Origin of the sequence: Natronorubrum sulfidifaciens JCM 14089 (assembly GCF_000337735.1) — an archaeon.
GTDB lineage: Archaea > Halobacteriota > Halobacteria > Halobacteriales > Natrialbaceae > Natronorubrum > Natronorubrum sulfidifaciens.
The window spans coordinates 180979-201751 of record NZ_AOHX01000029.1 but is presented as its reverse complement, the minus strand read 5'-3'; the positions used below and the strand labels follow the sequence as shown (position 1 = coordinate 201751).

At 64.6% G+C, this 20773-nt stretch carries 20 protein-coding genes and 1 tRNA gene; 7 read left to right on the top strand and 14 right to left on the bottom strand.

Going from position 1 to position 20773, the window contains the following annotated elements:
• Positions 1–111 precede the first annotated feature (111 nt).
• The 4 genes from C495_RS06605 to C495_RS06590 all read right to left on the bottom strand — a co-directional run bounded on the left by C495_RS06605 (position 112) and on the right by C495_RS06590 (position 6125).
• Complete coding sequence (locus tag C495_RS06605) at positions 112–1866, bottom strand: ammonium transporter (protein ID WP_008161182.1); 1755 nt, start codon at positions 1864–1866, stop codon at positions 112–114.
• Between the two features lie 467 nt (positions 1867–2333).
• Positions 2334–3353: a porphobilinogen synthase gene (gene hemB, locus C495_RS06600; protein ID WP_008161181.1), complete on the bottom strand. Its 1020-nt coding sequence runs from the start codon at positions 3351–3353 to the stop codon at positions 2334–2336.
• A 58-nt stretch (positions 3354–3411) separates the two neighbouring features.
• Entirely contained in the window at positions 3412–4518 is a 1107-nt protein-coding gene (locus C495_RS06595; protein WP_008161180.1) for an SDR family oxidoreductase, read from the bottom strand.
• A complete protein-coding gene (locus tag C495_RS06590; protein ID WP_008161179.1) occupies positions 4515–6125 on the bottom strand; it encodes a succinic semialdehyde dehydrogenase in 1611 nt (536 codons plus the stop codon). Before C495_RS06590 ends, C495_RS06595 begins: the two co-directional genes overlap by 4 nt.
• A 212-nt stretch (positions 6126–6337) precedes the next feature.
• On the opposite strand from C495_RS06590, the gene C495_RS06585 reads away from it, so the two are divergent.
• On the top strand, positions 6338–6661 hold the full coding sequence (locus C495_RS06585; RefSeq protein ID WP_008161178.1) for a 4Fe-4S dicluster domain-containing protein: 324 nt from the start codon (positions 6338–6340) through the stop codon (positions 6659–6661).
• Between the two features lie 431 nt (positions 6662–7092).
• On the opposite strand, the gene C495_RS17940 is transcribed toward C495_RS06585, so the two are convergent.
• Positions 7093–7257 carry a DUF6757 family protein gene (locus tag C495_RS17940; RefSeq protein ID WP_006066091.1) on the bottom strand — a complete coding sequence of 55 codons (165 nt, stop codon included), beginning with the start codon at positions 7255–7257 and terminating at the stop codon, positions 7093–7095.
• A gap of 56 nt (positions 7258–7313) precedes the next feature.
• Entirely contained in the window at positions 7314–8114 is an 801-nt protein-coding gene (locus C495_RS06570) for a PHP domain-containing protein (RefSeq protein ID WP_008161172.1), read from the bottom strand.
• A 153-nt stretch (positions 8115–8267) separates the two neighbouring features.
• Between C495_RS06570 and C495_RS06565 the strand changes: the two genes are divergently transcribed.
• Complete coding sequence (locus C495_RS06565; protein WP_008161170.1) at positions 8268–8555, top strand: DUF5789 family protein; 288 nt, start codon at positions 8268–8270, stop codon at positions 8553–8555.
• Positions 8556–8708: 153 nt separating this feature from the next.
• Here the strand turns inward: C495_RS06565 and C495_RS06560 are convergent, their stop codons facing one another.
• Together C495_RS06560 and C495_RS06555 are read right to left on the bottom strand one after the other, a co-directional pair.
• Positions 8709–9770, bottom strand: a complete 1062-nt coding sequence (locus C495_RS06560) for a zinc-dependent alcohol dehydrogenase family protein (protein WP_008161168.1) — start codon at positions 9768–9770, stop codon at positions 8709–8711.
• A gap of 116 nt (positions 9771–9886) precedes the next feature.
• On the bottom strand, positions 9887–10894 hold the full coding sequence (locus C495_RS06555) for a DUF5784 family protein (RefSeq protein ID WP_008161167.1): 1008 nt from the start codon (positions 10892–10894) through the stop codon (positions 9887–9889).
• Positions 10895–10997: 103 nt separating this feature from the next.
• Between C495_RS06555 and C495_RS17935 the strand changes: the two genes are divergently transcribed.
• Positions 10998–11171 (top strand): DUF5786 family protein, encoded by a 174-nt coding sequence (locus tag C495_RS17935; protein WP_008161165.1) that lies wholly within the window; start codon positions 10998–11000, stop codon positions 11169–11171.
• Between the two features lie 46 nt (positions 11172–11217).
• On the opposite strand, the gene C495_RS06550 is transcribed toward C495_RS17935, so the two are convergent.
• Genes C495_RS06550 through C495_RS06540 form a run of 3 tightly spaced genes read right to left on the bottom strand, consistent with a single transcriptional unit; the run spans position 11218 to position 13818 of the window.
• Complete coding sequence (locus C495_RS06550; protein WP_008161163.1) at positions 11218–11904, bottom strand: DUF7530 family protein; 687 nt, start codon at positions 11902–11904, stop codon at positions 11218–11220.
• A complete protein-coding gene (locus C495_RS06545; protein WP_008161162.1) occupies positions 11901–12845 on the bottom strand; it encodes an NAD(P)H-binding protein in 945 nt (314 codons plus the stop codon). Before C495_RS06545 ends, C495_RS06550 begins: the two co-directional genes overlap by 4 nt.
• A 55-nt stretch (positions 12846–12900) precedes the next feature.
• Entirely contained in the window at positions 12901–13818 is a 918-nt protein-coding gene (locus C495_RS06540; RefSeq protein ID WP_008161159.1) for a zinc/iron-chelating domain-containing protein, read from the bottom strand.
• A 79-nt stretch (positions 13819–13897) separates the two neighbouring features.
• On the opposite strand from C495_RS06540, the gene C495_RS06535 reads away from it, so the two are divergent.
• Positions 13898–14143 (top strand): DUF7561 family protein, encoded by a 246-nt coding sequence (locus tag C495_RS06535; protein WP_008161157.1) that lies wholly within the window; start codon positions 13898–13900, stop codon positions 14141–14143.
• Between the two features lie 52 nt (positions 14144–14195).
• On the opposite strand, the gene C495_RS06530 is transcribed toward C495_RS06535, so the two are convergent.
• A tRNA-Asp gene (locus tag C495_RS06530) sits at positions 14196–14283 on the bottom strand.
• A gap of 160 nt (positions 14284–14443) precedes the next feature.
• On the opposite strand from C495_RS06530, the gene C495_RS06525 reads away from it, so the two are divergent.
• Positions 14444–16264, top strand: a complete 1821-nt coding sequence (locus tag C495_RS06525; protein ID WP_008161155.1) for a helicase C-terminal domain-containing protein — start codon at positions 14444–14446, stop codon at positions 16262–16264.
• A gap of 246 nt (positions 16265–16510) precedes the next feature.
• Here C495_RS06525 and C495_RS06520 read toward each other — a convergent pair whose 3' ends face one another.
• Both C495_RS06520 and C495_RS06515 read right to left on the bottom strand, forming a co-directional pair.
• Entirely contained in the window at positions 16511–17668 is a 1158-nt protein-coding gene (locus C495_RS06520; RefSeq protein ID WP_008161154.1) for a class I SAM-dependent methyltransferase, read from the bottom strand.
• Positions 17661–18800 (bottom strand): 60S ribosomal export protein NMD3, encoded by a 1140-nt coding sequence (locus C495_RS06515; RefSeq protein WP_008161152.1) that lies wholly within the window; start codon positions 18798–18800, stop codon positions 17661–17663. Before C495_RS06515 ends, C495_RS06520 begins: the two co-directional genes overlap by 8 nt.
• 276 nt (positions 18801–19076) lie before the next feature.
• On the opposite strand from C495_RS06515, the gene htpX reads away from it, so the two are divergent.
• Both htpX and pspAB read left to right on the top strand, forming a co-directional pair.
• Complete coding sequence (gene htpX, locus C495_RS06510; RefSeq protein WP_008161149.1) at positions 19077–19961, top strand: zinc metalloprotease HtpX; 885 nt, start codon at positions 19077–19079, stop codon at positions 19959–19961.
• A 24-nt stretch (positions 19962–19985) separates the two neighbouring features.
• Entirely contained in the window at positions 19986–20591 is a 606-nt protein-coding gene (gene pspAB, locus C495_RS06505) for a PspA-associated protein PspAB (protein ID WP_008161148.1), read from the top strand.
• The last annotated feature ends 182 nt before the right edge of the window (positions 20592–20773 follow it).

The window sequence follows — 20773 nt, the reverse complement described above, 5'->3', positions numbered from 1 at the left end:
AATCCACTTGCATGTCCTCGAGTCGCCCGGAATCGAAAGCACACGCGCTGCGTTCGATCGACGCTGAAAAGGGTGGGGGCTCGATTACGAGTGGGGCACCGACAGTTCGGCTTAGACCGCGTCCGGGCCGGTCTTTTCGGTTCGGACTTGGTAGGCGTCCTCGACGGGAATCACGAAGATCTTCCCGTCACCCGGTTCGCCGGTGTTTGCGGCCGTTCCGATCGCATCGACGACTTCGTCAGCGGGGATGTCGGCGACGACACACTCGATTTTGACCTTCTGGTGGAGGTCGACGGTGTACTCCTCGCCGCGCCACTGGCCTTTCTTTGCGGGCTGGGAGCCGCGGCCGGAGACGTTGGTGACGGTCAGCGACGGGGCACCGATTTCCGCGAGTGACTGTTTGATCGCACCGAGACGGTCCGGACGGACGATCGCGGTGATCATCTTGATCTCGCCGTCGTTCGGCTCGCCGCCGTCGGCTCGGATGACGCTGTCGTCGTCAGTGTATCCGCCGTCGGTTGCGAGGTCGGGCTGGCCGAACTCGGGGTAGGTGTCGACACCGTGTTCGGCGAGGTCGAGTCCATCGCGCTCGTGGTCGGAGGTGACTCGAGCCTGTCCAATGGCTTTGAACGCGCCCCAGACGGCTGCGGTTGCGAGCACGGTCCAGATCGTGATCACGGCAACGCCGGTGATCTGTGGGACGAACGCGCCGGCTTCGATCGAGAGGATGCCGCCGGCGATGACGCTACCGCCGATGGCCGTTCCCTCGATCGACCAGAGTGGGTAGATGATCAGTCCGAGCATCCCTGCGGTCCCGTGGACGGGGAAGACCGCACAGACGTCGTCAATCTTGAGGCGCTGTTCGACGAACTTGAAGACGATCGGCAGCTGGGCACCGGCGAGGAAGCCGATCGCGATCGCACCCATCGGCGTGATCAGATCCGTCGGACCCGTGACACCGACGAGGCCAGCGAGCATGCCGTTTGCGACGTACAGCGTGTCGACTTTCCCGTTCATGAACACGGAGATGGTCGACGCACCGATCGCGCCGAGTCCCATGCCGAGGGCGGTAACCATTGCGACGCTGCCGACGTACTCGAAGTCAGCTAAACCGACGACTTCGCCGGCTGCCGCGCCGGTGTCGACATCGACGACCGTTGCGGCCGTCCCGACGTTGAAGCCGAACCAGCCGAAACAGAGGATCAGCGTCCCCAACACGGCGAACGTCATCGAGTGACCGGGGATGATGTTGACGCTGCCGTCGTCGTTGTACTTGTCCATGCGAGCGCCGAGAATCCACGCGGCGGTGAGACCGGCGACCCCGCCGACGCCGTGGACGACCATCCCACCGGCGAAGTCAGCGAAGCCGAAGGCAGCGAGGATCGGTTCGCCACCGGGGGCGTACCAGACCATCGCCGCAACGACGGGGTAGATGACTGCCGCCAGCAGGAAGGTGTAAGTGACGTACGCGCGGAGTTTCGCGCGACCGGCGACCGCACCGGAGACGATCGTGGCTGCGGTCATCGCGAACACCGCGCTAAAGAGCCACATCGCCCAGTCGAACGACCCTGCCCCGAACATCGTCAGCGGGGAGGAGTCGCCACCGCCTAACAGCGACCCGACGTTGTTCGAGATCCCCATCCCGATCACGAAGAAAACGCCGATCCCGATCGCCCAGGTCAGCATGTTCTTCGTCAGCTGGTTCGCGACGTTCTTCGAGCGAACCTGCCCTGCCTCGAGCATCGCGAAGCCGGCGTGCATGAAGAAGATCAGGAACGTGACCGTCAGCGCCCACATCAGGTTCATCCCCGTCGCAAGCGACTCGAGGTCGCCAGCACTGACCTCGAGGAACACTGGCTCGATCATCGCTGGCCCTCCATCGATACCGTTTTGCTCTCGGTACGTTGTAGACGTTTGTCCACGATCGATCCGTTCAAGATCATGGTTGTCTTCTGAATCACGTTTAAGCTGGATGGAACAACTCCATATAAGGATTAGCGTTGATGTTCGTCCACTAATCGTGGCGTAATAGGGACAAGCAGACAAATCTAGAGGTGATTTAATCTGTATAAGGGTATCTGATCTTGCGCATTTTTCGATCGCTGGTTATATATTTTCAGTTTGTAAACCCGAAGGCGCGAGAATTCTCACGGAACCCACACCGATACCGTCAGTTTTCGCCGCTCAGTTGCGCCTTTCGACCGCGCGCGGCAGATATTGTCACTGGTATCTCCGGCAGCTCCCTCGGCTGGACGTTTGTCCGAATGCTGCAAAAGAGCCGATTCCCTGTCAACTGACATCGAACGTATCAGCAAAATTCCGCAGTCGCCTCGCTATCGCCCCGCAGTCAGTCCCTGTGCGACGTCTTCGGCGAAGTACGTCAGAATCAGATCCGCACCGGCGCGTTTGATCGACAGCAGCGACTCGTGTGCGACGGCCTCGAGATCGAGCCACCCCTTCTCGGCGGCGGCGTGAAGCATGGCGTACTCGCCGGAGACGTTGTAGGCGGCGATGGGATGGTCGAACTCCCGGCGGAGGTCGCTCACGATGTCGAGATACGGCAGCGCGGGTTTGACCATCAGGACGTCCGCCCCCTGCTCGGCGTCGAGTCGAACCTCACGCATCGCCTCGCGGGCGTTGGCAGGGTCCATCTGGTAGTGGCGGCGGTTGCCGAAGGCGGGCGCACCGTCGGCGGCGTCCCGGAACGGCCCATAAAAGGCACTCTCGTACTTCGCGGCGTAGCTCATGATCGGGACGTGTTCGAACCCCTCACGATCGAGTCCCTCGCGGATGGCGGCGACCATGCCGTCCATCATGCCACTTGGCGCGATCATGTCCGCGCCCGCCTCGGCGTGGGAGACGGCGATCCGATCGAGCGCCTCGAGCGTCGCGTCGTTGTCGACCGTCAGCGTCGGGTCGTGAGCACAGCCTTCATAGCCCGCCTCGCCGCGCAGCGCCTCCTCGAGCGGCCCGCAGTGGCCGTGGTCGGTGTACTCACAGAGACAGACGTCGGTGATGACGTAGGCGTCGGTGTCGGCGCTGATCCGTCGGGCCGCCTCCTGGACGACGCCGTCCTCGGCCCACGCGCGGGTTCCCTCGGGGTCTTTCGATTCGGGAATCCCGAACAGCATGACGGCTTCGACGCCCGTCTCGAGGACGTCCTCGACGCGGGCGACGGCCTCGTCGACGGGCACCCGTTCGTGGCCCGGCATCGACTCGATTGGAATCCGCTCGTCGGTCGTTGCGTCGACGAACACCGGCGCGATGAGATCCGATGGCTCGAGGCTCGTCTCGCTGACGAGACCCCGTACCCGGTCTTGCCGAAGCCGCCGGGGACGATGTGTGAGGTTCATACCGGCGTTACTAACGGCGTGGCCAAAAGCGGTGCGTTCGCGCGTCGCGGCCCGGACATCAACTCATCGCTTCGTCGCCGACGGCCGGGTTGTCGCGAACGAACGCGACGAGAGCGTCGACGTAGGACTCGAACGGCGGACACTCGAGTCCCGTTCCGGCGAGCGCTCGCTGGGTGTTCGGACAGGCATACCGCGTCGGATGGTCGAAGTAGTCGAGCGTCGCCGGCTCGGCGGGCCAGCCACGCGCCGCGAGTGTGCCCAGCAGCCGTTTCGTGAGCGGTTTCGATCCGGGAATCGAGACGACACGATGACCCATCGCATCGCCGACTGTCTCGATGACGGTCGGGACCGACAGTGGGGACGGGTCACAGAGCTGATACACCTCGCCGACGGTGTCCTCGCGGCCGCTCAGGTGTGCGATGGCGTCGATGACGAAATCCCGTGGGACGACGTTGAGTTCGCTGTCGGCACCGCCGGGGAGGCTCGTCATGATCGAGCAGGCCGCTGGCTGGGCGAGTAGCAGCCGGATCAGGTAGTACGGGCCGTCGTACTTGTCGGCCTCGCCGGTCTCGCTGTCGCCGACAACGATTGCGGGGCGGTAGATCGTCGCCGACAGCCCGTCGGCCAGCCGCTCTTGGACGGCGACTTCGGCTTCGTACTTCGTCCGCTCGTAGTGGTTGTTAAACGACTGTCCCTCCTCGAGATGATCTTCGGTGAAGACCCCGTCATAGCGCCCGCTGACGTAACACGTGCTGACGTAGTGGAATCGGTCGGCCTCGAGGGCCTCGGCGACGTCGAGGACGTGTTCGGTCCCGCGGACGTTGACCGCCTCGGCAGGTTCGGGATCGACGGCGAGATCGTAGATCGCCGCGAGATGATAGAGCGCCGCGACGGACTCGAGTGCCTCGAGCGTCCCATCGTCGAGTCCGATTCCGGGCTCGGTGATATCGCCCTCGTAGAGCCGGATCGCGTCGTCGCCGCCGGCGAGTTCGGTCACCCGCTTTTCGGCGAGCGCGCGGTATTTCGGCTGGATCAGACAGGCGATCGGACCGTCGCCGCGCTCGAGTAAGCGCTCGACCAGCGCCGACCCCAGAAAGCCGGGGAAGCCGGTGAGCAGGACCTGCGGTGGCTTCCGAGCACCGCCGCTGGCGGTGTGCTCGCTCATCGGAGCCGCCCCACGAGACTCGAGACGGACGGCAACCGCCGTTGCAGTCGCGTCAGGCCGACCATCCCGCGAGCGTACCACGACGCCGGCACGCCCGGTGGCGCGTCGAGCGGCCCGATTCGAGACGTGGCGATCGTTTTCGACTCGAGGTAACGTTCGATCCCCGCACGGCCGTGACGGCGACCGAGTCCGGAGTCACCGACTCCGCCCATCGGCGCATCGACGGCCGCCCAGCCGGAGACGTAGCCGTCGTTGACACAGACGGTGCCGCAGTCGATTCGGCGAGCGACGTCGATGCCGCGGTCGCGGTCGCCGGTCCAGACGCTCGCGTTGAGCCCGTAGTCTGAATCGTTCGCGGCCGCGATCGCTGCCTCGGTGTCCGACACTGGCTCGACGGAAACGACGGGTCCGAACGTCTCCTCGCAGGCGACTGCGGCGTCGGGGTCGACGTCGGTCAGGATCGTCGGCTCGTAACAGAACGGGCCAACGTCGGGACGGCGTCTCCCGCCGGTCAGCACCGACGCACCCGACTCCAAGGCGTCCGCCACGTGGGTCTCGACGCGCTCGAGTTGGTCGCCGTCGATCAGCGAGCCGACGTCGGCGTCGAAATCGAAGCCGGTGCCGAGCGTGAGCCGGCGCGTCTCGCCGACGAAGGCGTCGAGAAAGGCGTCGTACACCGACTCGTCGACGTAGAGCCGTTCGGCGGCGAGACAGAGTTGGCCGGCGTTCGTAAAACAGGCATGAACCGCGCCGCGGGCGGCCTGTTCGACGTCGGCATCGTCGAGGACGACAAGCGGGTTCTTCCCGCCGAGTTCGAGCGAGCAGTCGATCAGGTTCCGACCGGCCTGTTCGGCGACGGCGCGGCCCGTCTCGGTGCTGCCAGTGAACGCCACGTAGTCGACGCGATCGATCAGCGCCGGCCCGACGACTGGCCCCTGGCCGGTGATGATCTCGAAGACGCCATCGGGGAGGCCGGCTCGCTCGAGCAACTCCGCGAGCGCGAGGGCGGTAAACGGCGTCTTCTCGTCGGGTTTGAGCACGACCGCGTTACCGGCGAGGATGGCTGGAATAGCGTCGGTCACCGAGAGCGTTAGCGGGTAGTTCCACGGCGAGATGACGCCGACGACGCCGACTGGCTCGCGAGTGACACGGGCGGTCGTCGCAGGTGCCAGCGCGCCCCGTCGGCGTTTCTCAGCGAGCACGCTCGGCCCCGTGTCGGCGTAGTACGAGCAGGTCAGCGGGATGTCGAGCACCTCTTCGACGGCGTCTTGACGGGATTTGCCCGTCTCGAGTTGCAACAGATCGAGCAGTTCGCCACGGTGCTCGAGGACCAGGTCGGCAAAGCGCTCGAGGACGTCGCTGCGCTCCTTGAGTGGGGTTTCGGCCCACGACACCTGGGCGTCGCGTGCACGCGAGACAGCACGGCCAACGTCGGCGTCGGTACAGGCCGGAATCGAGCCGATCGCCGCATCCGTCGCCGGCGCACGAACGGTAATCGTCGCGGTGCTGTCGGCCTCGATCTGCCTCGACAGCGTCTCGAGCCTGCCCGACGAGAGCCGTGTCTCCTCGAGCAGGGCTTGTGTCTGTGTGTCTGTTTGGGGAGCCATAATGGGGTGTCCTGTTGGCTATATGTGTGCGTTCGCTGATGTGTCTTCCCCTCGGCGGGCAGTCGTCGCCGGAGATTGAGGGTGTCGTTCCCGTCTCGTCGGCGTCGGCTCACGAACGGGGGCACGTCGGCGTTCACCAGCCCATCGCAACGGCCTGCGGCAAGATGCGTACACACTTTTACGTGCGCGCCTCCTGCGTTGGGCCGTTAACGATGGCCATCGATCCACAGTTCAACGAGAACCGAGAGAAAGTAGGCGAAGAAAACGGCGTTTCCGTCTGGGGGCCGGTCGACGAACCCGAACAACTCGGCATTCGTGGCACACACGTTGCGGTCGATTACGACCTCTGTATCGCCGATGGTGCCTGTCTCGAGGACTGTCCCGTCGACGTCTTCGAGTGGGTCGACACGCCGGGCCACCCCGAAAGCGAACAGAAGGCCGAGCCGACCCACGAAGCCCAGTGTATCGATTGTATGCTCTGTGTCGACGTCTGTCCCGTCGATGCGATCGACGTCGATGCCAGTCGCTCGGAGTGAGACTGTCGTAACCAATTATAGTAGCCACTGCACGTCACTGAACACCACATCGCACGACGGGAGAGCGGGTCGGAGCGTGCGCGGGTCGAAGCGTGCGCGGGTCGAAGCGAACGACGTGAGCGAGACCCGCGGAAACGCGAACGGGGAGGAACGGCCCGTGAGCGAACGACGTGAGCGAGACCCGCGGAAACGCGAACGGNCCCGCGGAAACGCGAACGGGGAGGAACGGCCCGTGAGCGAACGACGTGAGCGAGACCCGCGGAAACGCGAACGGGGAGGAACGGCCCGTGAGCGAGGACTCGAGCGAGAGCCGCGAACTGGCGAGCGGGGAACGACGTGACCCGTTCGCTGTGCGATGCGTGTGTCAATCGGTTCAGTTGTTACTATAGAACAGGTGACTAACGCGACACACGACACCGCCACTTGCCGAGTTACTCCGCACGGTCGACGTCGACTTTTTCTTTCAACGTCTCGAGACCGTCGGCTTCGGCGAGTTCTTGCAGCCGCTCGCGGAAGTGTTCCTCGCAGAGACCGACTTTGAGGCCCTCCGATTCGGCGGCAAAGGCGGCCTCCCGGTCACAGTAGTGGCAGTTCATGCCCGTCCGTTGGAACCACGTTGCATTGAACCCTCCGCTATCGGCCATGATTTACGTTATCTGTCCGGTATTTCGTCGATCTGTAACTGTTTGTACTCGCGTTGTGAGAGGCCAGCAACGCCGAGTTCGTCTTCGTGGGCGTCGGTGCCACCGGTCACGAGCAGGTCGTTGCGTTCGATCGCCTCCTCGAGGCGACGGGAGCCATCGTCGTGGCTTCGCGTGTAGGGATAGTGATACTCGACTGCCTCGAGCGCCGGGTCGGCTGTCAGTTCGAGTGCAGCCGCAGGATCGCGATACCGTAACGGGTGGGCGAGCGAGACGAGTCGACACGACGCCTCGAGCGCGCCCACCCCGCGGTCGAACGATGGCACCTCCCGTGGCACGTAACAGGGATCGCCGTACCCGATGAGTTCCTCGAACGCCGCTGTGTAGTCGTATGGTGTGCCGGAATGAGCGTCGATCGCTCGAGCGACGTGTGGCCGACCGAACCCGTCCTCGACACGGACGTCGAGGTCGATCCCGAGCCGATCCTCGACGCAGTCGACGATCGCCTGTCCGCGTTCGACCCGGTTTCGCTGAATCTCCGCGACGAGTTCCTCGAGTTCCGGCGTTGGGTCGACCCCGTAGCCAAGCAGGTCGACGCGCTGGCCGTCCGGCGTCGAGACGCGGAGTTCGATCCCGTTGATGATCGTGACGCCATCGCGGTCGACCACCGGCCCGTCGAACGGCTGTATCCGGTCGTGGTCCGTCACCGCGACGACAGCCACGCCGCCACGGCGGGCCGCAGCTGGCACGGCCGCGAGCTCGAGGCTCCCGTCCGAGCGCGTCGTGTGGACGTGCAGATCGGCGTAGGGCATCTCACTCGAGGCGAGGGTCGATATGCGTAAAGTCGTTTCTCCGTCCGGGAGTCGCACGTTTTCGCCCTGTTCTAGGAATATTAGGTGTATGGCTCCCCTAGAGAACCTACATGCACAATGTTTATAATCATTGTTCACCCACAAACAGATGTAATGTTCCCAAACGGCTCCGGCGAATTCGCTGCTGACCGCAACTATCCCGTCACGACCGAGGAACTCATCGAAGAGTACGGCGATCGAACCCTCGAACTCCAGAACGGTTCCGAGACGGTCGGCGATGTACTCGCTCGCCTCGAGTCCGAAACGTTCGAAACACCGGAAGACGTTCGGCTTGCCCTCTCCTGTGCGGTCAGCAACAAGGCGATCGGCCGCGTCGGCTACAGCGACCGCGACCCGACACCGCTGGGAAGCCCGTACGCACCCGAGCCGATGTCGTTCTAACGACGGCCCGATACCGGCGACGTTTTTCTGCGACTCGAGAGACCAGACGAGTCTCTGATTTCCGGAGTTTTCCGCTGGCTTGTCGATGGAACTTTTGCGTCCACGAGTCGTGACTCTGTTAGACCAAGACAGACGGACCCGATTGGTGTCCGTTCAGAACTCGTCGATGACCGGAATGCCGACCGTCTCGTAGTCGGTCATCGCCGCGAGTTTGTCGCTGACGTCCTCGAGACCGATCGTCTCGGAGACGACCTTTTCGGGCTCGAGTTTGCCGGTCGAGACCATGCGGAAGATTTCGTCGTAGCGCGTCGGTGGCATACCGAGCGAGCCGATGAACTCGATTTCTTGCATCACCATCGCGTCGGTCGGGAGGCTGACCATTCCCTGTTCGTCCTGTGTCGTCAGCCCAACCTGAATGTGCTGGCCGTGGGCGTCGAGGCTGAACACGGAGTTCTGACACGTCGTCGCGATACCCAACGCGTCCATCGAGACGTTCGCGCCGCCGTCTGTGATTCCCTTGATTTCGCCGGGCACGTCGTCGACGTTGTCGGCGTTGACGGTCTCGACAGCACCGAGATCTGTCGCGCGCTCGAGTTTGTCGTCCGTGAGATCGACGGCGACGACGTTCGCGCCGAGTGCGTCGGCGATGTGGACCGCGGAGAGGCCGATTCCCCCACAGCCGTGGATCGAGACCCAGTCGCCTGCGCTGACGTCGGCGCGGTGGGCCAACGCGTGAAACGAGGTCATGAACCGACAGCCGAGTCCGGCCATGTCGACCGACGAGACGCCGTCGGGCAGGTGGACGAGGTTGTGGTCGGCGACGGGAACGTGTACCTGTTCGGCGAACGCGCCCTGGGCTTGCTCGACGAAGCCAAGCGGCATCACGTTCTCACAGATGTTCGAGTGCCCGCGCTGACACCGTGGGCAGGCCCCGTCGCCGAGATTGAACGGGATCGCGACGTGGTCGCCCTCGTCGACGCCTTCGACCTCATCTCCAACGGCAACGACGTGGCCCGCGGGCTCGTGACCCAGAATCTGCCCCGGCTGGGTCTCGAGATTCAGCCACTCCCAGTCGCCCTGCCAGCCGTGCCAGTCGCTCCGGCAGACACCGCAGGCTTCGACTTCGACGACTGCGCCGGTCGGATCGGGGTCGGGCGCGTCGACGTCTTTGATCGTGAGCGGTTCGCCGTGTTCCTCGAGTACTGCTGCACGCATACCTTGGTAATTGGCATCATTGATCATATAGATATGCCAAGAGGAACTTCTCCCACAAATTCGGTCGAGAACGGAACTGGACGAGGCGTCGGAACGGTCGGGGCTCTGTCGTCGAATCAGTCCAGCAACTCGAGGCCGTCGGCAAGCTCGAGCGGGACCGATCCCTTTCGATAGCCTTCGACTCGACCGTTTGGCCGGGCGCGATAGACGACGGCGGGTCGGTGTCGCACGTCAGGTTGCTCGCCGCGGACGGCGTTCCATTCGTCGTCACGGAAACTCGAGCAGTCGACGAAGAGGACGGCACCGCCGCCGTGTTCGGCGAGTTGGCCGTTGACTTTCGTCTCTGCGGTGTCGCGGACGGCGGCGACGGGGCCGGCTGCCGCGCGGTTGGCCGGCGGCTGTGGCCGGGTGACCTCGACTAAGACGTTAGTCTCGTCGTCTTTGGCGCGGAAATCCAGCGAATGGCCAGTTGTAACCTCAATCTCGGGGACGACCTCGTAGTCGGCGTCGGTGAGGATTTTCGCCGCGATGAACTCGCCCATCGCGGCGCTCATGCGGACGCGGTCGACGTGGTCGCTGGTCCCCAGTTTGCCGGACATGACGTGTCGGTACTCGTCTAAGACGCCGGTTTTGAAGAAGTCCTCAAAAAAGCGGGTCGTCTCGCGTCGGCCGGCGTCGGGGAAGCCGGCGGCGTGTTCGCGAAAGAACGCACGCGTCGACTCGCGGCCGTCTTTGGACATGAAGACGGGGAGAAAATACCACGAAATGTGTGGGTAGTCCGCGAGCCACGGATCTTCCTCGTGAAGGGTCGCAAGCAGTTCGCGCTTGCTCCAGCGGGCGACGTGATGTGGAACCGACTGCCAGCCGAACTTGTCGGTTCGCCACAGCGACGAGGGCGTCTCGGTGTTGCCCATCCAGTAGGCTTCCTCGTCGTTTCGCGCAAAGAGTGCGAGATCGCCGTTTTGCATCTCGAAGCGGTGTGTCTCCCAGTTCGCGCCGATCTCGAACCGCGGCGTCACCGCGCGGGCGCCGATGTTCGAGCGAAGCGGCTGGAGAATTTCCTGTCGGACTCGCTGTTCGCTCCAGAACGTGGGCGAATAACGAAAGCGAAGCGGCCGTGCCACACCGCTTATTACAGCCCGGGGAGCCATACGTGTTGCGTCCACACTGCGATGTGAAGGACCGTTACATTGATATGCGTCACCGTGTAACATGGATGTATACACCATGTCAATGGGTGCCTACGACGAAGACGAACACGAGCGCCGCGAGCGGCAAGCCTCGAGGGTCGACGCCGATTTCGACGACGAGCGGACGATCTATCACGGGAAAGTCGAGTACGACTCCGGTGAGTCGGCCGAGGAGTTGCTGGACCAGTTCGAACAGATCAAGTCGAACTAGTGGCTCGGGAGTGCATGATCGACGACTGAACTGATTTTCAGACGTGTTACTGTCGTAGCCACGAGAGCGTCGTGACCGCGACGACGGCGACGACGTGCCCACTGAGAACGGCAACTAACAGCGGATCGCCGATCACGAACGGAACCAACAGGAGCTGTACCCCTGCAAACGCGACGTTGATCGCATCTGCTCGCCGGTAGCGCCGCGTCGTTTCGGGATCGAACTCGTAGACGAGCGCCCGCCAGCAGCCGACGAGACTCGCCCACCAGCACGTGCCGATTCGGTAGACGACGTCCCAGAGAACGAGCAGCGCAAGCCAGACCGCCACGACTGGTGGGTCGGGCCCGAACAGCCCGGTCACGAGTGACTCCTCGCTCGAGCCCGGCTCGACGACGAACAGGTAGGTGACCAGCGTAACAAAGGCGAGGACACCGAGGACGACGTCGATGCTCGAGCCAAACAGCAGCCGCCGGTACGCGGCCGGCGTCTGGAGATCGCGGACGGTGCGACTGAACCGGACCATCAGCCAGCTGCCGATCGTCGCGACGACGACGGCGGCCGTGCCGGGGAGGACGGCCGCCGGGAGGTCGTAGACGGCCGCGACGACGAGGATCGCGGCTTCGAAGCCGAGAAACTGGAGTGCGACCGCCGTCCGAGCCGAGACGTCGAGTCCGGGCACCGTTCCGACGAGACTTTCATACACCCACGTCTCGCCGTACTCCGGCGACGTCATTCGATGTTTCGCCCCGGTCGTGTCCGTGTCTCGAGGCGTGTGCTCGTCTCGTGGTCGGTACCGAGCGCCCGTCGGACGGCAACGTCGAACGGTGTCAACTCGACATCGACGAGCTGTGCCAACCGATCGTCCGTGACGACGACGGGGTTGCGAACGCCGCCGATCAGCGGGTAGGCGAGTTCCTTCGGAACGTCGGTAACGAGCCCGACCCAGTACGCCGAGAGCCGCGGACTCAGAATCGGGACCGGAACGATCAGTGGTCGCCGCCCAGTCGCGATTGCGGCCGTCCGCGTCAGCATCTCCCGGTAGGTGAGCACGTCCGGGCCGCCGATCTCGTACGTTCCCCCGGCCGTCTCCGGCCGCTCGAGGACGGCCAGACAGTACGCGACGACGTCATCGATCGCGATCGGCTGGCAGGGCGTCTCGATCCACTGCGGTGTGATCATCACCGGCAGCCGTGTCGCGAGCTGGCGGACCATCCGAAAGCTCGCACTGCCGTCGCCGACGATGACCGCCGCCCTGAGGACCGTGACGTCGGCGGTTCCGCCCGCGAGTATCGTCTCGACTTCGCGGCGGGAGGCGAGGTGACTCGAGAGCCGGTCCGCGTCGCTGCCGAGCCCGCTGAGGTAGACGATCCGCTCAAGGCCGGCGTCGCTGGCTGCGCGCTCGAAATTCCGGGCCGCGAGTCGATCCCGCGCGGCGAAGTCCCCGCTGGCGTCCATCGCGTGGATCAGGTAGTAGGCGACGTCGACGCCCTCGAGGCTCGCCTCGAACCCGCCCGGCTCGAGGACGTCACCTTCGACGACGGTGACGCCCCCGGGTGGGTCGTAGGCATCGGCGTCTCTGACGAGGACGGTCACGTCGTGGGCCGTCGTCTCGAGTAGGGCGTCGACGAGTCGTCGGCCAACGAAGCCGGTCGCCCCCGTCACGAGTACGTTCATAGCCTTCGTTCGGCTGGGACGGCCTTAACAGTCGTTCCCGACGACGGGACTGCGCTCACTCGAGGGCGTCCCACCCCGGCGTTTCGGAGGCACCGCGGTCGACTTCGACGCGGTCGGCGACCGCCGGCGACGGCACTCCCTCGCCTGTGTCCCGTCGGCGCTGCCACTCGCGGATCGCCGGCCCGACCCACGAACCGTCATCTGCTTGCTCGAGCACGCGATCCAGCGCCTGCTCGTAGTGGTGGTCGGACGTCGCGAGCGTGCCGGGACTCGAGGCCGCGGCGACGGCGAGACACTCCGCACGGTCGGCCGTCGTCAACGTTCCGGCCGCAGCGCGGTCGATGACGCCCTCGAGGGCGTCCGGTTGGGGATGGGCGAACAGCTTCGCACCGAGGGCCTGCGAGCCTAGCAAGAGGCCATCGAGGTCGTCGTCGACGGCCGCATCGAGCAGGCGCTCGCCGCCGCCGGCGGACTCGACGCGTTCACACTCCGTTTCGTGCTCGAGTGTGAGGGTGTGTTTCGGATACGCGCTACACTCCTCGGGGAAGTGCTCGCCGCCGTGGACGCGACACTGCAGCGTCGTCGGGTCGAGAAAGACACACGTCGGGAGCCACGTCGGCTCCTCGCGGCCGACAGGAGCGACCGGTTTCGGCGGCTTTCGCAGGCCGACAAAGAAGACCGGCCGTCCCGCGACAGCGGCGACTGAGCGGTCGTCGATCTCGACGCCCTCGGACGTCTCTCGGGCGTGCCAGAACCGCGGCGTCAGTGCGGCTGCCAGCCCTACCTCGAGGAACGCCCGGACCTCGTCGCGGGTCAGCGGGACGAAAATCGGATCGTCGTCGAGCGGCGCTCGCGTTGCGTTCGGATCGTCGAACGGCCGCCGTCGTTGGTGATCTGTCTCGTCGCCTTCGGCCTCGAGCAGCGGCCGCCAGTCCAGACAACAGCCCGCACAGCCCGCACAGTCCACCTCCATGCGGGGCGGTACCACGACACTGCATATAAGCGATCGGGACGGGGGAACGACTTTCAGCGCTCGGCCCCCAGCCTCGAGTATGGCAAACGACTCCTGTGACGGCTGTGGTCGCCCCGTCACGGTCACGGGCGGCATCGCCAACCTCTGGACGTTCGGCGAGGGGAGCGAGGGGACCGCGATGACGCTGGAACTCGCGGACGGGACGAGCCACCTGCTGTGTTATCCCTGCATCGAGGCGCTGCCCGACGAGGGAGAGCCGACCGCGGCAGTGATCGAGCGCCTCGAGCAGGTCGACGAGGAGACGTCACGGCTCGGCGTCATGTGAGCGAAAACGGTGGTGCCGACGACTGGTCGGTGTCGAAACCGTAGCGGAAAAGCGGAAGGGGTGGGATTCGAACGCCACGAGGCATAATGCCGCCGCGGGTCATGTGACACCGCGGTGCTCTACCGCTGAGCGACCCTTCCGTATCTCACACCAAGGGCGGATTCCGTATTTGTAATCGGCTGACTACCCACAGGTAAACGCCACCTACGGTCGATTTCGAAGACCATTCGCGGACCGTGACGGTTCATCGTGAGCAACGGTCCGCAGCCTTTAGGATGTGGCCGCGCCGTGGAACGAACGGTGAATCCCGAGCGGATCTTCGAGGCATTTCCCGCACCGAGCTACCGCGGGACTCAGGAACAGGCCCTCCGTGACATTCGCGACGCCTTCGCGGCCGGCAACGACGTCGTGCTCGTCCGTGCGCCGACGGGCAGCGGCAAGTCTCTGCTCGCCCGCGCCGTCGCCGGCTGTGCCCGTCGCGTCGACGAGGCCGAGCCAAGCGACGCCACCGGGGCCTACTACACGACCCCGCAGGTCTCACAGCTCGACGACGTCGCGGCCGACGACCTGCTCGCCGATCTGAACGTCATCCGTGGGAAGTCGAACTACACCTGCATTCTCCCCGACGAGCGGGAGACGCCGGTCAACCAGGCCCCCTGCGTCCGCGAGCGCGGCTACGACTGTTCGGTCAAGCACCGCTGTCCGTACTTCTCCGACCGGGCGATCGCTTCGAACCGAGACATCGCGGCGATGACGCTCGCGTACTTCATGCAGACCGCCGGTAGCGAGGTCTTTCGAAAACGCGACGTCGTCGTCGTCGACGAAGCCCACGGCCTCGCCGAGTGGGCCGAGATGTACGCGACGATCCAGCTCGGGCCGCGCACGGTGCCGTTCTGGGACGACCTCCGTGTTCCCGAGGTCGACGGCCTCGAGCGCGCCGTCCAGTACGCCGAAAACGTCGCCCAGATCTGTACGCGCCGGAAAGACGACCTCCTCGCCCAGGAGTCGCTCTCGGCGGCTGAGGTCCGCACGCGCGATCGACTGCAGGAACTCATCGGCGAACTCGAGTGGTTCGTCTCGGATTACCGCGACCCACAGAGTCCGACGACGTGGCTGGTCGATCAATCCGAGCCCTCGAGCGCGCGTGCGGCGAGTCGCGACGAGGACGACGACCCCGCGGGCGGGCCGCTGACGATCAAGCCGATGAGCCCCGAGAAGTATCTCCAACACACCGTCTGGGACCGAGGCAACACGTTCGCGTTGCTGTCAGCGACGATCCTCAACAAAGATGCGTTCTGCAGGCAGGTCGGCCTCGACCCCACAAACGTCGCGCTGGTCGACGTCGAACACACCTTCCCCGTCGAGAACCGGCCGCTGTACGACGTCACGCAGGGGAAGATGACCTACGACCAGCGATCCGAGACGACGCCGAAAATCGCCCGCACGATCGTTCGGCTCATGCAACACCACCCCGACGAGAAGGGGTTGATCCACGCCCACTCCTACAGCATTCAGGAGCGACTCGCCGAGTTACTCGCCGACTTCGGCGTCGGCGACCGCGTGCGGACCCACGACCGCGACGGCCGCGACGCCGCCCTCGAGGAGTGGAAAGCCAGCGACGGCTCCGATGTCTTTCTGTCGGTAAAGATGGAGGAAGCGCTCGATCTCAAAGGCGACCTCTGTCGCTGGCAGGTGCTCTGTAAGGCCCCGTTTCTCAACACCGGCGATTCTCGAGTCGCCCACCGACTCGAGGACGGCCAGTGGGCGTGGTACTACCGGACGACGCTGCGCACCGTCATTCAAGCCTGCGGCCGCGTCGTTCGCGCGCCCGACGATTACGGAGCGACGTATCTCGCCGACTCGAGTCTGCTGGACTGCTTCGAGCGCGCGCGGACGGATATGCCCGACTGGTTCGCGGTCCAAGTCGACCGGATGAGTCAGCCGGAGCTGCCGGCGTTCGACCCGTCCGCGGCGATCACTGGCGACAGTGGGGGGACTCGAGGCGGCGGTGGCGATCGAGCGGGGTCGACGCGCTCGAACCGAACGCGCTCTCGCTCGCGACGGTCGGGTCCGTCGTCGTCCTCGAGTCCGCTCGCTGATGTTTGGGATACGGATGGCTGATCGACCGTTCTGAATTTCGAAAGAAACACGAGTCTCGTGGCGGTGAGCTGTCGCTCCCCAAGAGCGGTCGATGGTCGAAACCGATTCAGAACGCCGCGAGTGCGCCCCAGGCGACCATCGAAGAGACCATGAGGAACGCGAAGGCGAGCGCGATGAACTGGTTTTTGTCCATACGCGGTACAACTCTCTGCGCCAGCATGAATGTCACGACGTTCGGCCGCCTGCCGGCACCCAACGGTGTCGACGCTACTCGAAGCGAGCGTCGACGACGACGTGCTCGACGCCGGCGCTGTGACTCTTGACACGGCGTTTCTCGAGGACCTCGAGGTCCCGTCCAGCGTCTTCTCCCGCCGCTTCCAGCCGCTCGAGCGGACGCTCCCAGAGCCGCGACTCCGGGGTGGCTTCGTGATAGTGGACGACGCCGCCGGAGTTGAGCGCCTCGAGGGCACTCGGGAGGAACTCGTGGGCCTCGTCGGTTCGGGTGCCGTGAGCGTCGTCGTCCGACCCGTCCGCGCTGCCGTAGTAGCCCATCACGACCCGATCGGCGTCGACCTCGCTCGCGAGGTCGCGACAGTCGGTCATGTAGGCGTCGACTCGCTCTGTGACATCGTTGAGCATCGCGTTCTCGAGCAGGTAGCGAAAGGCGGTGGAATTGAGTTCGGTTGCCGTCACTCGCGCGCCGGCGCGTGCCATCGGGAGCGTGAAGTAGCCGATGCCAGCGAACATATCGAAGACCGTCTCGTCGGCCGTGACGAGGTCGCCCAGCCGAGCGCGTTCGGCCTGATTCCCCGGGGAAAACATCACTTTCGCGGGATCGAGCCCGTAGCGCGTTCCGTGTTCCGTGTGGATCGTCTCGGTATCTCGCGCGCCAGCAAGCAGACGCGTGCGTGGCTCGCGATAGGTGCCAGCGTCGCCGTCGTTTGCGATCCCTTCGTCTGCCAGCACGCTGTCGGCTTCGCCGTGGAGTTCGAGCAGGGATTCGGCCAGCTCCGTCTCGTCGTGACAGTCGTCGGGCACCGTCACGAGAATCACCGAGCCGATGACGGCCCACGATCCCGGAACCGACTCGAGTGCGTCATCGCCCCAGCCGCGGTCGGCCAGCAGCGCCTCGAGGTCCGGGTTTCGGGGTTCGGGCTCGAGTTGGCGCACCACCTCGAGGACGCGGGTGTCGGTCGGCGGCGCCGTCACGGGAAGTGCGACTCGCTCCGGGCCGTCCTCGCGGACCCGCCTCGAGTCGTCGTAGACGCCTTCGGCGCGAAGCGACTCGAGGGCCGTCTCCGTCTGTGGTTTCGCGACGATCGCCGCGAGTGGGGCGTCGGTCTCCGCACCGGCTTGCTCGAGGGCGTCGTCGACGGCGACCGGCTCGTCGGTCGGCGGTTCCGGGTCGGGTTCGTCCTCACTCATCGCTGTCGTCGGGAAGCACGTGCAAGCCGGCACGACTCTTGAGGACGGGCACCGTCTCGGCGTCGGGATCGAGGTAGTCCGGCCGCGCGATCGTTTTGGCCTGATACGTTTCGGGGTCGAGCACCTGCACCGCGTTGTCATCTTCGACGGTGACGACGGTGGCGTCGACGGCATCGTCGGCCTCGCCGAGTTTGCGCGCCTCGGGCGAGTCACCCTCCTCGTAGCTCGCCTCGTAGCGCTCGCCGGTCGTCAGTCGAACGCCTTTGAGGTTGCCTCGAGCGCTGCGGACGAGTACCGGTCCCTCGTCGTCGTCTGCGAGGTCGATGACGTCGCCCGGTGGGTACGGCGGCAGGCGGACGGCGAACGTCACCCGGTAGACCTCGTTGCCGTCGGAGTCTTCGGTGACGAGCGTTTCGGCGTCGTTGACGGTGCCACCGAACTCCTCGACCATCTTGTTCGAGATCTTTTTGCCGATCTTGTTGGTCGAGACCTTGATGTTCAGGCCGTCGTCGACCTCGCCGACTTCGGTGACGAAAGCGTTGCGATCACCTGTCGCCTCCATCTCCGCGACGATCTGGTTTGCGATCACTTTGGCGCGCTCGGTCTCTTCGCTCGTCGGGGTGCGGTCTTTGGCGCGGATCTGGACGATACTCGCGTAGTAGTCGCCGGAGATCCGGCCACAGCGGGTACAGGTCTGACGAGCCATCTTGACCGGGATCATCACCTGTTCTTCGACCGGCGTACCTCGGACGACGCCCGTGAAATAACAGTGCATCCGGATCGTGTTCGGGTCGATCTGTTCGGGTTCGACCTGCCAAGCGACGTCTTCGACGTCGATATGGACGTTCAGGGCTTCGCTGACTTCCTCGATGGCGATGTCGGTGTAATCCTCCGCGCCGACGTCGACCCACCGATTACCGCGATAGACGGCCCCACACTGGGCGCAGACGCGGACGTCGATCCGATCCGGCGCATCGACGAAGTCGAAATCCTCGAAATAACACGCATCGCAGAGTTCGACCTCCGCACCGGGCCGAAGCGGGTCGACCGCAGACTCGTCGTCCGCCTCGCTCGCCGACCGGTCGGGAACCGGATCGCCACAGCGAGGACAGAACGCACGTGATTCACTCATTGTCCCCGTTTGGGACTTAAGCGAGTTAAACGGCGTGTTCCACCCGCCATCGAATCCGGGCGGGCTCTCGGGCAGTCGCTCTCACTCGAGTCGCCAGTTCTAACACCACATTGTCACAAGCTCGCTTTTCAGCTGTGTCAGACGACGCCATGTCCCGCGGTCTCCATGTGAAACGAAGGGGTTGCACACACCGCCTACAGATGTGATTGTAACCCATCATGTTTCGCGGCGGTCGTGTCGGTGACACTTATTCGTCCAGCCCACCTCATTCGAGGTATGAACTGGCAGGCAGACTGGGGGCTTCGGTTTCGAATGTTCCTAACGATGTTTCTGTTGTTTGCGCTGTACATCGTCTTCGCAGGGGTGATCACCGCCTACATGGGCGGCGGACTGATGATCTTCGCGATGCTGTTCGGCGGGATGTCGCTGGTCCAGTACTACTACAGCGACACGCTCACCCTCCGCAGCATGGGCGCGAAGACGGTTTCAGCCGAGGAGTACCCGCAACTCCATGGCTCCGTTGAACGGCTCTCCCAGCAGGCCGACCTCCCGAAACCGAAAGTCGCGGTGATGGACTCGAACGTTCCCAACGCCTTCGCGACCGGACGCAACCAGAAGAACGCGGCCGTCGCGGTGACGACTGGGCTCATGCGAACGCTCGATCAGGACGAACTCGACGGCGTCATCGCCCACGAACTCGCCCACGTCAAGAACAGGGATATGATGGTGATGACGTTCGCCTCGCTGCTCGCGACGATCGCGTTCATGGTCGTTCGCTGGGGGGCCTTCTTCGGCGGCGGGCAGAATCGCGGTGGCAAGGGTGGCGGCGGCATCATGGTCGCCATCCTCGTCTCCTTGCTCGTCTGGATTATCAGCTACATCCTGATTCGAGCGCTCTCGCGCTACCGCGAGTACTCGGCCGACCGCGGCGCGGCCGCGATCACGGGCAACCCCTCCGCGCTGGCCTCCGCGCTCATGAAAATCTCCGGGCAGATGGACAAGGTCCCGAAAAACGATATGCGCGAGGAAGCCGAGATGAACGCCTTCTTCATCATCCCGATCAAGTCCGGCATTGTCGGCCGCCTCTTTAGCACCCATCCGCCGACAGAGCGACGGGTCGAACAACTGCGCGACCTCGAGCGCGAGATGCAATCGTTCTAAGGGGTCGCCATCCTCTGTGATCGTATGGGACTGCTCGACGGACTCCGCGCCGTCCTCGGCTTGCGCGCCGAGACGGACGCCAGACGCGACGCCGATCCGGACGACCTCTTCGGGATGAGTACCGCCTATCTGACGATGGAGGCCGACCTCGGCTACGACTCGGCGGACATCGGCGCGCTCTGTTTCTCCGGCGTCGACTCGAGGAGCTTTCGAGACGCCGTCGACGAGGTCGAAGCCATCCTCGAGGCGGGCCGCGAGGAAACCGGCACCGAGTTCTCCGTGACCAGCGACGACCACGGCTATCATTGGGTCGTCCTCGAGGACGACAACCCCGAGGATCTCATTACGAGCATGCATTTCGCTGCGGACACGTTCATCGAGCACGGCTACGGCTCGCGGCTGCTCGCAGCCGTGTTCGCCTACGAAGACCGCGACGGACCGGCCTACTGGATCTACTCGTTCCGTCGCGGGGCATACTACCCCTTCGCGCCCCGACCCGGCCGCGAACGCGACTCGAGCGCGGAGTTCACACTCGAGTCGACGCTGGATGGCGAACTCGAGATCGAACGCGACAAGGAGTACTGGTACCCGCTCTGGCCGAGTTCGGGCGGAACCCATCCGTGGGAGTGAGCCATCACGAGCGCCCTCGAGGACGACCGAGAGGAAACCCGCTGTTCGGCGAGCAACCAAACACTGTTGGCACCACTGGTATGGGCCGTGGCCGCATAACGAGCCATACGGCAGGACACCCACCACGCCACATCATCATCAACTGCGCCATACACCAGTTGTCCCGGGTTCCTGCCGATTCT